Origin of the sequence: Shewanella sp. M-Br, from assembly GCF_036245925.1 — a bacterium.
Taxonomy (GTDB): Bacteria; Pseudomonadota; Gammaproteobacteria; order Enterobacterales; family Shewanellaceae; genus Shewanella; species Shewanella oncorhynchi.
Genome location: NZ_BJBV01000001.1, coordinates 457373 through 470239, shown reverse-complemented (window position 1 = coordinate 470239; position 12867 = coordinate 457373). Strand labels below are relative to the sequence as shown.

The 12867-nt window shown below is 45.0% G+C and carries 14 protein-coding genes; 12 read left to right on the top strand and 2 right to left on the bottom strand.

Annotated elements, in window-relative coordinates; genetic code table 11:
* On the bottom strand, positions 1–348 hold a 348-nt coding region (locus AAA952_RS01925; RefSeq protein WP_338253890.1), incomplete at its 3' end, for a MutH/Sau3AI family endonuclease.
* A 690-nt stretch (positions 349–1038) separates the two neighbouring features.
* Between AAA952_RS01925 and rppH the strand changes: the two genes are divergently transcribed.
* The 10 genes from rppH to AAA952_RS01875 all read left to right on the top strand — a co-directional run bounded on the left by rppH (position 1039) and on the right by AAA952_RS01875 (position 9779).
* Positions 1039–1563 (top strand): RNA pyrophosphohydrolase, encoded by a 525-nt coding sequence (gene rppH, locus AAA952_RS01920; protein ID WP_006080762.1) that lies wholly within the window; start codon positions 1039–1041, stop codon positions 1561–1563.
* Positions 1564–1586: 23 nt separating this feature from the next.
* Positions 1587–3821 carry a phosphoenolpyruvate--protein phosphotransferase gene (gene ptsP, locus AAA952_RS01915; RefSeq protein ID WP_131523040.1) on the top strand — a complete coding sequence of 745 codons (2235 nt, stop codon included), beginning with the start codon at positions 1587–1589 and terminating at the stop codon, positions 3819–3821.
* Between the two features lie 59 nt (positions 3822–3880).
* The gene (locus AAA952_RS01910; protein ID WP_028760835.1) at positions 3881–4681 is read left to right on the top strand and encodes a sulfite exporter TauE/SafE family protein; all 801 of its coding nucleotides are present in this window, start codon (positions 3881–3883) and stop codon (positions 4679–4681) included.
* 42 nt (positions 4682–4723) lie between these two features.
* Complete coding sequence (gene lgt / locus AAA952_RS01905) at positions 4724–5533, top strand: prolipoprotein diacylglyceryl transferase (RefSeq protein WP_263196434.1); 810 nt, start codon at positions 4724–4726, stop codon at positions 5531–5533.
* Positions 5530–6324 (top strand): thymidylate synthase, encoded by a 795-nt coding sequence (thyA, locus tag AAA952_RS01900; protein ID WP_263205999.1) that lies wholly within the window; start codon positions 5530–5532, stop codon positions 6322–6324. Before lgt ends, thyA begins: the two co-directional genes overlap by 4 nt.
* Before the next feature lie 117 nt (positions 6325–6441).
* Entirely contained in the window at positions 6442–7611 is a 1170-nt protein-coding gene (gene nhaA, locus AAA952_RS01895) for a Na+/H+ antiporter NhaA (RefSeq protein ID WP_338253884.1), read from the top strand.
* A gap of 2 nt (positions 7612–7613) precedes the next feature.
* Entirely contained in the window at positions 7614–8000 is a 387-nt protein-coding gene (locus AAA952_RS01890; RefSeq protein WP_105249860.1) for a hypothetical protein, read from the top strand.
* A gap of 115 nt (positions 8001–8115) precedes the next feature.
* Positions 8116–9024, top strand: coding sequence for a transcriptional activator NhaR (gene nhaR / locus AAA952_RS01885; protein ID WP_028760830.1), 909 nt, complete (start codon positions 8116–8118; stop codon positions 9022–9024).
* 85 nt (positions 9025–9109) lie between these two features.
* Complete coding sequence (locus tag AAA952_RS01880; protein ID WP_028760829.1) at positions 9110–9358, top strand: FAD assembly factor SdhE; 249 nt, start codon at positions 9110–9112, stop codon at positions 9356–9358.
* Positions 9339–9779, top strand: a complete 441-nt coding sequence (locus AAA952_RS01875; protein ID WP_263180808.1) for a protein YgfX — start codon at positions 9339–9341, stop codon at positions 9777–9779. Before AAA952_RS01880 ends, AAA952_RS01875 begins: the two co-directional genes overlap by 20 nt.
* A gap of 34 nt (positions 9780–9813) precedes the next feature.
* Here AAA952_RS01875 and nadB read toward each other — a convergent pair whose 3' ends face one another.
* Entirely contained in the window at positions 9814–11427 is a 1614-nt protein-coding gene (gene nadB, locus AAA952_RS01870; protein WP_338253878.1) for an L-aspartate oxidase, read from the bottom strand.
* Positions 11428–11617: 190 nt separating this feature from the next.
* On the opposite strand from nadB, the gene rpoE reads away from it, so the two are divergent.
* Both rpoE and AAA952_RS01860 read left to right on the top strand, forming a co-directional pair.
* Positions 11618–12196, top strand: a complete 579-nt coding sequence (gene rpoE / locus AAA952_RS01865) for an RNA polymerase sigma factor RpoE (protein ID WP_028760826.1) — start codon at positions 11618–11620, stop codon at positions 12194–12196.
* 41 nt (positions 12197–12237) lie between these two features.
* Positions 12238–12864 carry a sigma-E factor negative regulatory protein gene (locus AAA952_RS01860; RefSeq protein WP_338253876.1) on the top strand — a complete coding sequence of 209 codons (627 nt, stop codon included), beginning with the start codon at positions 12238–12240 and terminating at the stop codon, positions 12862–12864.
* Positions 12865–12867 lie beyond the last annotated feature (3 nt).

Below are 12867 nucleotides of genomic sequence, written 5' to 3'. Positions count from 1 at the left end.
TACTCGCTGTAACTTATGGCAGACTAAGCTGTTTTGCCAGGTTAATCCTTGGATATTTGATAGCGGCGCCACGCAGACATAAGTGGTCTCCAGCGGTCGCCCTTGTGTATCAATGGGGATAGTTTTTAGCTCGACTCCTAAATGTAGAAAATCTTGCTCAGGTTTAGAACCCGCCGTTGCGCCTAATTCCATTTCGATTAGTTGACCGACCCAACCTTTATCGCGTTTAAGATCCTTGGGGACACGAATGCTTCTTTGGCTGGCTATCTGCGCCAAACTCACGCCCGCCATCATGTTGGCACGTTCGAGTAGTTCAGATAGATTTTCGGGGGGGATAATTCGATTCATGGCTGGATTTTACTTAAAAATAACCGCTTAGCAATGGTGGTTAAAAAACGAGCTCTACAGGGTGGGTTAACTTGTACCGAATGTTTTTATTCTAAGTGACTGATTTTCAATTTTATATCCGTGTTAACCCCCGTTTTGCAAAAAAGTGTTCAAAGTTACTCTCTGCTTTCCCTTGCGTTCCCCACATACTTATCCACAGATATTATGGATAACTCAGTAAAGTGAGCCTCTTAACCTAATAAAAATCCTAAGTCAATGCGAATAAAGTGCATTTATTCTGGCTTTTGTGGACAGTTGTGGACACTATTTGTGTATAAAGTTGAGTAATATCGCGAGAATGATAGAAATACTTCTTGCTGGTCAAATAATGAGCTTTATTGGTTTTTTAGTCTAAAATAAATCATGATTAATGTGCAAGCTTATGAATTTGTTTGCTATTAAGTTTTAACGCTAAATTTAAAAAACGATGGTAAATAGATGTTTTTTGAACGTTATAACAAGTTCACCTGAGTTTCAAACAGAGATATCCACAGAAAATGTGGATATCCCCGGATTCCATCTCCTAGCATTGTTGATAAATGTCTTTTAAGTCAGATGTTATCCAAAGCTTAGGATAAAATAGAGGTTTGCTGAGAGACTAGCTTTATGAAACAATCAGTTTATTAAAATTTAATGTGATTTGGAGTCCATGTGATTGATAGCGACGGCTTTCGCGCAAATGTGGGCATTATAATTTGTAACAGATATGGCCAAGTCATGTGGGCTAGACGTTTCGGTCAACACTCATGGCAATTTCCTCAAGGTGGCGTCGATGATGGCGAGACTGCAGAAGAGGCTATGTACCGTGAGTTGTATGAAGAAGTGGGCCTAAGACCTGAACACGTGCATATATTAACCTCGACCCGTTCTTGGTTGCGCTATCGTTTGCCAAAGCGTTTAGTGAGGCAAGACAGTAAACCTGTGTGTATCGGGCAAAAACAAAAGTGGTTTCTGTTACAACTGAAAAGCCAAGATAGTGCGATTAATTTGAGTTCTTCTGGGCATCCTGAATTTGACGATTGGCGCTGGGTAAGTTATTGGTATCCTGTGCGGCAAGTTGTGTCATTTAAGCGTGATGTTTATCGTAAGGTGATGAAAGAGTTTGCGGTAACGGCATTGTCATTCCAAACCCTAGAAATACCTAGGAAACGGGGAAGACAAAAAACAACGGGCTGATTTTCAAAAGAGGATTGAAAACAGTGTTAAATACGCTTAGGGATATTACTCAGGCTGTGGCATCTGCCCACAGTTTGGAAACCGCATTAGAAATCTTAGTTTCATCGACTAAAGCGGCGATGGAAACCCAATGTTGCTCCATCTATATCCTAGAAGAGCAAGAACTCGTGTTATCTGCAACCGATGGTCTTGAAAAAAGCGCCGTTGGTCGAGTACGTATGCCGCTGACTGAAGGTTTAGTTGGACTTGCTGCTCAGCGAGAAGAGGCCGTTAATTTAGCCGATGCTCGGCTTCATCCAAGGTTTAAGCTTTTTCCTGAAGTCGCCGAAGAAGAATACCGCGCTTTTTTAGCTGTACCTATTATCTACCAGAAGGCTGTGGTTGGGGTGATAGTGGTACAGCAGGCGAGTGCTCGCCAATTCAGTGAGGGCGAAGAAGCCTTTCTGATGACCCTCGCTGCACAGTTAGCGATGGCGGTGCGTGGGTTAAAACAAAAAGCTCAAGTCAGCTCCCATCATCAACAAATTCTGTTTCAAGGTACTTCAGCGTCAAACGGTATCGCCATTGCGTATGCCTTCGTACTTGGTGGGGAAATTCCCCTTGAACAGCCTGAGGTGCGTTCTGACGATATTGCCTATGAATCGAGTCGCTTAACCACGGCTATGGTGCGTTGTAAAGAAGCGATAGGTGCCTTATCTCAACGGTTTGATCGCGAGCAAGATGACGAAGTTGTCTCCATTTTCAATGCATTACAGTTACTGCTCGATGATGCTAGTTTAGGCGGCGAATATACCCGTGAAGTGCAATTAGGCTGGGTTGCTGAGTCGGCGGTGAGCCGAGTGTCTCTACGTTATATTCAACAGTTTTTAGCAATGGAAGACCCTTACCTTAAGGAGCGGGCTAGCGATATTCGCGACTTAGGTCAAAAAGTATTGCGCCAACTTATTGAGCCAGAACGTCTAGAGCTTGAGCCCGATAAACCTGTAATCCTCATTACCCGTGAAGCCGATGCGACTATGTTGGCTGAGTTCCCAAGGCAAAAGCTTGCGGGTATTGTCACTGAGCTTGGTGGCGTAAACTCCCATGCCGCCATTTTAGCCCGTGCCTTAGGTGTGCCTGCTATTACAGGTGTCGAGCAACTGTTATCCGCCAATATTGACCAAAAACTTTTAGTCGTAAACGCAAGCCGTGGTCAGTTATTGGTGTCGCCATCACCTGCGATTGTCGGTGAGTATCGTAGCCTGATTTCGGCACAAAAAGCCTTGCAACGCCAGTATGCCCAAGAATTAGCGCTGCCTTCTGTAACCTTAGATGGTTCACGTATTCGCTTGTATCTCAATGCGGGATTACTCAGTGGTGTGGCCTCTGAAATTGCAGAGGGCGCCGACGGTATTGGGCTTTATCGCACTGAAATTCCTTTTATGTTGCAACAGCGCTTCCCGAGTGAATCTGAGCAAGTCAAAGTCTATCAACAGGTCTTATCGGCCGCGTCCGGTCGACCTGTGGTGATGCGTACTTTAGATGTGGGAGGCGATAAACCTTTACCGTATTTCCCGATTAAAGAAGACAATCCTTTCCTTGGATGGCGCGGTATTCGCTTGTCTCTGGATCATCCTGAGCTTTTTTTGGTGCAGTTACGGGCCATGCTACAGGCTGGGGGAGACGGTAAACAGTTAAGTATTTTGCTGCCTATGGTCAGCAACTTAGATGAAATCGATCAATCCTTAGAATATTTGCAACAAGCCTATGTCGAATTAAAAAACGATGTTAACAGCGACATAGTGATGCCACGAATAGGCATTATGCTTGAAGTGCCCGCCATGCTATATCAGTTGGATGATGTGGCAAAACGAGTGGATTTTGTCTCTGTTGGTAGTAATGATTTAACCCAATATTTGCTGGCTGTTGACCGTAATAACCCGCGGGTGAGCTCGTTATTTGACAGTTATCATCCTGGAATATTGCGGGCTTTGCATCAGGCGCACCTAGATTGTCGATACCATAAACTCGATATTAGTATCTGTGGAGAGTTAGCGGGCGAACCTATGGGGGCCATTTTGCTGGTGGCTATGGGATACGATCAGTTGAGTATGAATCAGGGCAGTTTAGCGCGGATCAATTATCTATTGCGTCGTGTTGCGCGGGCTGATTTAGATCAATTACTTGCTAAAGCGCTGAGCCTATCAAACGGCTTCCAAGTGCGTGAGCTGGTTAAAGAATATTTGACCCAGCAGGGTCTCGCAACAATTCTTAATTAACTAATGCTGTGTTTTGCTTTAAGCTAAGGCCCTCAATTTATCACGCTGTAGGTACTCGTGTGGATAGTTTGTTGTTGGTGTTCTTTATTTGCTTGGCTTTAGGCGCATTTGTCGGCTTTATGGCAGGATTATTAGGTATCGGTGGCGGCTTGATTGTAGTGCCGGCACTGCTTTATATTTTGCCATCGGTCGGTATTAGCTCTACTCAGCTCCCCCATATTGCAATTGCCACTTCGCTAGCAGCCATTATTCTCACCTCTATTTCGTCGGCACGTGCCCACCATAAGCGTGGCAATGTGCCTTGGGATTTATTCAAATCAATGTTACCGGGCCTGATTATAGGCGCGCTGGCTTCAGGTTTTATTGCTGAGCGTATTCCCGCTGATAAGTTACAACAAGGTTTTGCCATCTTTGTGATTTTAATGACAATTCAAATGGCTTATCCCGTTAAGGCCGAATCAAATCGTCAATTACCTAATTCAGTAGTGCTTTTTGTTGTATCGGCTTTTGTTGCGGTTTTGGCAGGTTTGACCGGGATAGGTGGCGGTATACTGATAGTGCCATTTTTGACTTTTTATGGTTTACAGATGCGTCAAGCCGTGGGCTTTTCTGCGGCGATGGGCTTCTTAATCTCTCTTTCTGGCAGTTTCGGCTATATTATTGCAGGAATGAATGCCCCTGAGTTGCCCTATGGTACCTTAGGCTATATCTATTTACCTGCATTGTTTGGTTTAGTGATCACTTCTGTCTTGATGGCGCCTGTGGGGGTAAAAGCGGCGAGCACTTGGCCAACACCTGTACTTAAAAAGATATTTGCACTGTTACTTCTATGTGTCGGCCTTAAGTTAATTCTGACCTAGTTTTTATGTTTATCTCAGTTTGAGGCTGCTAATGGATGTGTTATGGCGTTGAGTTTCCCCAATATCGATCCCGTGATCGTTTCATTTGGACCGTTTAATCTTTTTGGACAAACCTTTGAACCGGCACTGCGTTGGTATGGTTTTACCTATTTAGTCGGATTTGTTGCGGCCATGTGGTTGTTGAACCGCCAAGCCGACCGTTCAAAGGGGATATGGACGCGGGAGCAAGTTTCAGATTTACTCTTTTATGGTTTTCTTGGGGTGATTTTAGGTGGCCGTATCGGTTACGTGCTTTTTTATCATTTCGATTATTTCCTCGCCAGTCCCCTCTATTTATTTAAAATCTCTGAAGGTGGCATGTCCTTCCACGGCGGTTTGATGGGCGTGATTACGGCGATGCTCTATATCGCGTGGAAACAAAAACGTACTTTTTTTGCTGTCGCCGATATGGTGGCACCTGTTGTGCCTATTGGTTTAGGCGCTGGTCGTATTGGTAACTTTATCAACGGCGAGCTTTGGGGACGAACCACTGATGTGCCTTGGGCTATGGTGTTTCCAACTGGTGGGCCTGACCCACGTCATCCATCCCAGTTGTATCAGTTCGCCCTTGAAGGCGTAGCATTATTCCTATTACTTTACTGGTTTAGCAAACGTACCGATAAAGTCGGTGCCGTCTCTGGTATGTTCTTAGTCGGTTACGGTATGTTCCGTATTATGGTTGAAACTGTGAGGCAACCCGACACACAGTTGGGGCTCTACTGGGGATTTATGACTATGGGGCAGATACTCTCTGTGCCTATGGTGTTAATCGGTTTGTATTTGATTTTTCGTAAGCAAGGTAAGCAGCAATGAAACAGTATTTAGACTTAATGAAGCACATATTAGCCGAAGGCGTGGATAAATCGGATCGCACAGGTACTGGGACTCGCTCGGTATTTGGCTATCAAATGCGCTTCAATTTGAGCAAAGGTTTTCCTTTGGTGAGCACCAAAAAATGCCATATGCGCTCTATCATCCATGAATTGCTGTGGTTTCTGAAGGGTGAAACTAACGTTGCCTATTTACGCGAAAACAAGGTCAGCATTTGGGACGAATGGGCCGATGATAATGGCGATTTGGGCCCAGTTTATGGTGCCCAGTGGCGCAGCTGGCCAACCCAGAGTGGTGATGCTATCGATCAGATTTCGCAAGTTATCGCCCAGATAAAATCTCAGCCAGATTCTCGCCGTCTTATCGTTTCTGCGTGGAACGTGGGCGAACTGGATAAAATGGCTTTGGCACCGTGCCACGCGTTTTTTCAGTTCTATGTAGCCGATGGTAAATTATCTTGTCAGCTGTATCAGCGTAGTTGTGATGTGTTTCTTGGTTTGCCATTTAATATTGCCAGTTATGCTTTGTTAACTATGATGGTCGCCCAGCAATGTGACTTGGCCTTAGGTGATTTTGTGTGGACGGGTGGCGATACCCATTTATATTCTAATCATATGGAACAGACGGCACTGCAGTTAAGTCGTGATCCAAAACCGTTGCCGACCATGACTATTGTACGCAGACCTGAGTCGATTTTTGACTATCAATTCGATGATTTTGAATTAACAAACTACGCTCCACACCCTCATATCAAAGCCCCTGTTGCTGTGTGATGTATGTTTTTTAACCTAACACTTCGGGATAACCGAGGTGTTAGGGAGAAACTTACGATTATATTTGTTATTACAATTCGTCTACACTCAATTCATTATGATTTTTAGGAGTGCAAGATGGAAAAAGCAATTAGAAATTTTCTAAGCCAAGAGTCGGCTGGCGGTATCCTGTTATTGGTTGCTGTTGCCTTAGCCATGCTGATGGCCAATTCCCCCTTATCTGGACTTTATCAAGGCTTTTTAGGCACTGACGTTCAAGTCAAAATTGGCGAGCTCAATATACACAAGCCACTCATCCTGTGGATAAACGATGGCTTGATGGCCATATTCTTTTTGCTGATTGGTTTAGAAGTGAAACGTGAGTTACTTGAAGGCGCCTTATCGAGTGTCGCTCAAGCTTCCCTGCCTACCTTTGCAGCCATTGGCGGCATGTTAGTCCCTGCTGGTGTGTACTTACTGTTTAACTACGGTGATCCTGTCACACAAGCGGGCTGGGCGATTCCTGCCGCGACCGATATTGCCTTTGCCTTAGGTATTATGGCGCTGCTCGGAAGCCGCGTTCCTGTTTCACTGAAAGTCTTCTTACTTGCTTTAGCTATCATCGATGATTTAGGCGTCATAGTGATTATCGCGCTATTTTACAGTACTGACCTATCAACCATCAGTTTAGTGGTTGCCAGTTTAGCGATTGCGGGCTTGGTTGGGTTAAACCGCAAAGGGGTTACTTCACTTTTACCCTATGGCATCTTAGGGTTAATTCTTTGGGTTGCCGTACTTAAGTCTGGAGTGCATGCGACTCTGGCTGGCGTCATCATTGCTTTTTGTATTCCATTGCGGGCAAAGGATGGCAGTTCACCCTCAGAAGGCTTAGAGCATAGTTTGCATCCTTGGAGTACTTTCCTCATTTTGCCAGTGTTTGCTTTTGCCAATGCGGGCGTTTATGTCGGCAATATGAATTTGGATACGTTAATTTCTCCTGTTCCTGTTGGTATTGCATTGGGCCTGATGTTAGGTAAGCCAATCGGTGTAATGTTATTTAGCTTTATTGCGGTGAAACTAAAATTAGCGCAATTGCCCGATGGCGTGGGTTGGAAGCAGATTGCCCCCGTCGCGGCCATGTGCGGCATTGGTTTTACTATGTCTATGTTTATTGCGTCGTTAGCCTTTGAACATGCAGACCCTATGTACGGTGACTTAGCACGCCTAGGAACCTTAATCGGTTCGATTATGGCAGCGTTAGTCGGGTATTTCTGGTTATCAAAAGTGTTACCTAATAAAGGAGTATAACTATGATAAAGTTGAAATTAATGGGAATAGCAACGCTCTTATGTTTATCGACAACCGCGACGGCATCGCAAATTTCGGCCTGTAATCAGGATGCAAACTCGCAGACTTGCCAAAGCTATCTTGAAGGGATAGTGGATGGTGCTTTGATGTTTAAATCTGATTCCTTAGGGGCGAGATTAGAAACTAATGGTTATGAATCGAGGGCACTTAAGTATCGCGGTGGTAAACGTTTCCAAGAAGCGAATCGAACCTATTGCGCCGAACGTATTCCTGAACGTAACGTTTTAGTTTCAGGAGTCACTGAAGCGGTAAGTCTGGGGAATGCTGCCGATTTGGAGCAGTTACAAGGCATAGTTACTAACTTACTCGACTGCCAGCGTTTAAAGTAACTTGACTGGTAATCATCAGGTTTTTAATCATCTGATTTTAAACTAATCGAGTTTAAAATAACACAGTAACCCCTCAGCGCTTTGGCGTTTGAGGGAGCATTAACAGCGGGTTAGCATGCTGCACTTGAATTATAACCACTTGTATTATTTTTGGATGATTAAGAAAAAGGGCTCAGTCGCGAAGGCGGCCGAAGCCCTATGTTTGACGCCGCAAACGATAACGGGGCAAATTCGTGCCTTAGAAGATAGGTTAAACGGCAGTCTGTTCAAGCGAGTCGGGCGGACATTGGAGGCGACAGAGTTAGGTGAATTGGTGTTTCGCTACGCCGATAAGATGTTTAGCCTTAGCTATGAAATGCTCGATTTACTTAACTATCAAAAAGCGGATGCCATGTTATTCGAGGTGGGTATTGCCGATGCCTTATCTAAAGCTTTAGTCAGCCGAGTTTTATTATCTGTAGTGCCTAATGACAATTCTATGCACTTAGCCTGCTATGAGGCGACTCACGAGAGCCTAATGGCGCGTTTACGTGAGCATAAACTGGATATGATCCTTTCGGATTGTGCCGGTGAGTCACTGAAATACCCTGAAATTTTATCTAAAAAATTGGGCGAGTGTGGCGTGAGTTTTTTCTCCGCTGAGACTTATAGCGCTGATTTTCCTGCTTGTTTAGAGCAAGGCCAGCTATTAATCCCCGGCCGCAGAACCTCACTTGGACAACAGCTATATCGCTGGTTTGACGAGCAAAACCTTAAAGTCAGTATTTTGGGCGAGTTCGATGATGCGGCCATGATGAAGGCCTTTGGTTACCTTAAACGAGGTATTTTTGTCACACCGTCGATTTATCGCCAAGAAGTGATTTCCCATGGTATGAATTTGCTCGGTGAAACTACCGATGTGAAAGAGGAATACCATGTGATGTTTGCCGAACGTATGATCCAACATCCTGCGGTAAAGCGATTATTGGATACAGATTTTAGCGATCTCTTTGAGGGGCTCGATACGCAAGTACAACAATGCTAATTTTGTAAGTCAATATGAAGGGTTAATCGACACTTTAGTCAGTGAACTGATAGACTAATGCCAAATCTGTGTTGGGAGAAATACCTTGGAATTAATGAACATCGCAAGGGTTCGCTGGGCATGTCGCCGTGGGATGCTGGAATTAGACGTCTTGCTTCAACCTTTTGTTGAAAACTTCTATCAAGAAATGTCCGATGAAGATAAAACCGTGTTTATCCGTTTGTTGGAATGTGAAGATCCAGAATTGTTTGCTTGGTTTATGGGCCATGAAGTGTGCCCTGATACTGAACTGGCTCGTATGATAGTAAAAGTCCGTGGAAGACCGGCACCATAGTTTCAGCGTAAAAGCTTCTTTCGACCAACGACTCTCGTTGGTCGTTTTTATTTGTGTCTGTTCTAGCTCATTTCTGCTTTGGCCCCAAAGCGACATTATCGCCTTATCTCTGCTTAAATATTTGTTTATCGTACTTGTCAGTATTTTTTTGCTGTCGCAGTTGTGGCGACTGCAGCATTGGCGTTTAGATTTTGTGCTGAGTGATAAAGGCGAGGGACGTTTGTCAACGGGGGAGCACTTTCAGGTACTAAAACGCACTTGGGTCACGCCCTTTGTTTGCTTGATTTATATCGAAGTGGATACTCAGCTACGGCTCTTGCTGGTTTGGGCTGATATGTTAGACGATACTGACTATCGACATTTATGTCGGCTGTTGCTGCGGGCTAAAATGCAACAGACTAAACCTCATTCTGAGATTTAGTCTGTTTATGATGAAGTCACCTATGCGTATGCGGTTACTTTTCTGGTAGTAAAATAGTCGGGCGAGGCGCGTCTAATTTCTCTGGATGATCGATATTAAAATGCAGCCCACGGCTTTCTTTACGCTCCATGGCACAGCGAATAATTAATTCGGCCACTTGCACTAAGTTACGTAATTCGAGCAAGTTATTGCTAACCCTGAAGTTACTGTAATATTCCTGAATTTCTTGCTGTAACATCAGGCATCGGCGCAGTGCTCGCTCCAGACGTTTATCAGAGCGTACAATTCCAACGTAGTCCCACATGAATAACCGCAGTTCGTGCCAGTTATGGGCGATGACCACTTCCTCATCCGAGTTCGACACTTTACTTTCATCCCATGCGGGTATTTGTCCCGGGATTTGAATTTTATGCAGTTGGCTTTCTATGTCCTGTGACGCCGCACGGGCAAACACTAAACATTCGAGTAGTGAGTTACTCGCCAGACGATTGGCGCCATGTAAGCCCGTATAGGCAACTTCACCAATAGCATAGAGACCATTGAGATCCGTCTGACCGTGAATATCTGTCATCACACCACCGCAGGTATAGTGAGCAGCAGGCACGACAGGGATAGCATCTTTAGTGATATCGATTCCCAGCTCTAAGCAACGGCTATAGATGGTCGGAAAATGCTTCATCACAAAGTCAGCATCTTTATGGCTGATATCTAGATAGACGCAATCGGCACCGAGACGTTTCATCTCATAGTCGATGGCGCGGGCAACGATGTCACGGGGAGCGAGTTCAGCGCGTTCATCAAAGTCCGGCATAAAGCGGCTGCCATCAGGACGACGCAGATAAGCCCCTTCACCACGCAGGGCTTCGGTGAGTAAGAAGTTGCGCGCATCTGCGTGGTACAAACACGTCGGATGGAATTGGTTGAACTCCATATTCGCCACTCGGCAACCTGCACGCCATGCCATGGCAATACCATCGCCGCTGGCGACATCAGGGTTTGAGGTATATTGATAAACCTTAGAGCTACCACCAGTCGCTAATGCGACAAACTTAGCCTTAACGGTTTCGACGTGTTCTTCATTGCGATTCCAGACATAAGCGCCTAACACACGATTACCTGGGCGATTTAATTTACGGGTGGTGATGAGGTCGATGGCGTTATAGCGTTCTAAAACTTGAATATTGGGGTGGGCGAGTGCGCGTTCTTGCAGTGTGGTTTGCACTTCTTTGCCTGTGGCATCGGCAGCGTGCAGAATACGTCTGTGGCTATGGCCGCCTTCACGGGTTAAATGGTAAGGTGCATCTTTTGCGTTCCCGTCGGTGGTTTCTTCTTTATCGAAGGCGACGCCACATTCGATAAGCCATTGCATCGCACTCTTGGCATTTTCAGCCGTGAAAGTGACAACGTCTTTGTCACATAAACCCGCCCCTGCGATTAAGGTGTCTGCAACATGGGATTCGATAGTGTCACTTTCGTCGAAGACGGAGGCGATACCGCCTTGGGCGTAGTAAGTCGACCCTTCCGAGAGTGGGCCTTTTGAAAGCAGAATTACTTTTGCTTTTTCAGCAAGATGCAAAGCTAGTGTCAGACCTGCGGCACCGCTACCTATGACTAATATGTCAGATTGGTGTTCAACTACTTGTTTCATCGGGTATCATGATGTGACTGAAGAGTGCCAACTATGGTAAACCAACTCACCGATTATGGGTACTTTCCTTTTTACCTTACTTTTTTTGTATAATTTTTAGAACTTTTTCAAAGCCCGCGAGTCTACATAAGTGAATATGATTCGAGCGACTGAGAAATCAGCATTTTAGATTTAGGAGAAGTCGGCTCGGATGAGTGGACAATTAAGTGATCAACAATTAGTTGAGCGCGTACAACAAGGTGATAAAAACGCTTTTAACCTGTTAGTGCTTAAATATCAAAGTAAAGTCATTAGCTTGATATCCCGTTATGTACGGAACCAAGCGGACGTTGCTGATGTGGCACAGGAAGCGTTTATCAAAGCTTACAGAGCTTTGCCAAACTTTCGCGGTGAAAGTGCATTTTATACTTGGTTGTACCGCATCGCAGTAAACACTGCGAAGAATTATCTCGTATCACAGGGGCGTAGAACGCCTGCGAATGATGTTGATGCAGAAGATGCCGAATATTACGAAGGCAGTGACGCGCTGAAGGAGTTTGCCTCCCCAGAACGGCTAATGTTATCGGATGAAATTAAAAAAGTGATTTTCGATACATTAGAGACCTTGCCTGAAGAATTACGAATGGCCATCTCATTGCGTGAACTCGATGGTATGAGTTACGAAGATATTGCCATAGTCATGGATTGTCCTGTCGGGACCGTAAGATCACGTATCTTCCGGGCACGAGAAGCAATCGATAAAAAGCTCCAGCCTTTGCTGGAAGCCTAAATTCTTATTTTAAGAAACCCTTATATTTAGACAGGTGAAAAATGGATAAATTAGGTCAAGAATGGGTATCTGCCGCAGTCGATGGAGAGACTGATGAACAGACCATGGCAGAGTTATCTGCTGATACACATTCACATGATAAATGGCATAACTATCATATGATAGGCGATGCCATGCGTGGCGAATTGCCGCAGACTATTGTGTTAGATCTCTCTGCTAGCATTGCTGCCGCCATTGAACTTGAGCCAGCGATAGTTGCGCCTAAGCATCATGCGTCTAACGTTGCTGCACCTGTAACGCTACAAATTGCCGCCAATTCGGAGCAAAGCCGCGTCATACCTTTATTTAAGCAATTTGGTCAATATGCCATTGCTGCGACGGTTGCTATGTTTGCGATTGTGGGTGTGCAGAATTACAATCAAACCGCCGATGATGCCGCGTCACCATCGCCCGTGTTAATTACAAGGCCGCTTATTGGTAGCGCATCACCTGTGAGCCTACAAACCGGTCCTGTACAACAGAATCAAGGCTATACCAATGATCAGGTGAATGAGCAACGTCGCCGAATTAATACTTATATCCAAGATCATATGTTGCAACAACGATTGAATACTGGTGCGGTTGTAGAGGACAATACCGAGGTCGTACCCGTTCCGGTCAATCAATAACGA

Coding starts and splice junctions, on each gene's coding strand:
- thyA (WP_263205999.1), top strand. CDS start 5,530: ATGAAACAGTATTTAGACTTAATGAAGCACATATTAGCCGAAGGCGTG.
- AAA952_RS01890 (WP_105249860.1), top strand. CDS start 7,614: ATGATAAAGTTGAAATTAATGGGAATAGCAACGCTCTTATGTTTATCG.
- lgt (WP_263196434.1), top strand. CDS start 4,724: ATGGCGTTGAGTTTCCCCAATATCGATCCCGTGATCGTTTCATTTGGA.
- AAA952_RS01860 (WP_338253876.1), top strand. CDS start 12,238: ATGGATAAATTAGGTCAAGAATGGGTATCTGCCGCAGTCGATGGAGAG.
- nhaA (WP_338253884.1), top strand. CDS start 6,442: ATGGAAAAAGCAATTAGAAATTTTCTAAGCCAAGAGTCGGCTGGCGGT.
- rpoE (WP_028760826.1), top strand. CDS start 11,618: ATGAGTGGACAATTAAGTGATCAACAATTAGTTGAGCGCGTACAACAA.
- nhaR (WP_028760830.1), top strand. CDS start 8,116: ATGCTGCACTTGAATTATAACCACTTGTATTATTTTTGGATGATTAAG.
- nadB (WP_338253878.1), bottom strand. CDS start 11,427: ATGAAACAAGTAGTTGAACACCAATCTGACATATTAGTCATAGGTAGC.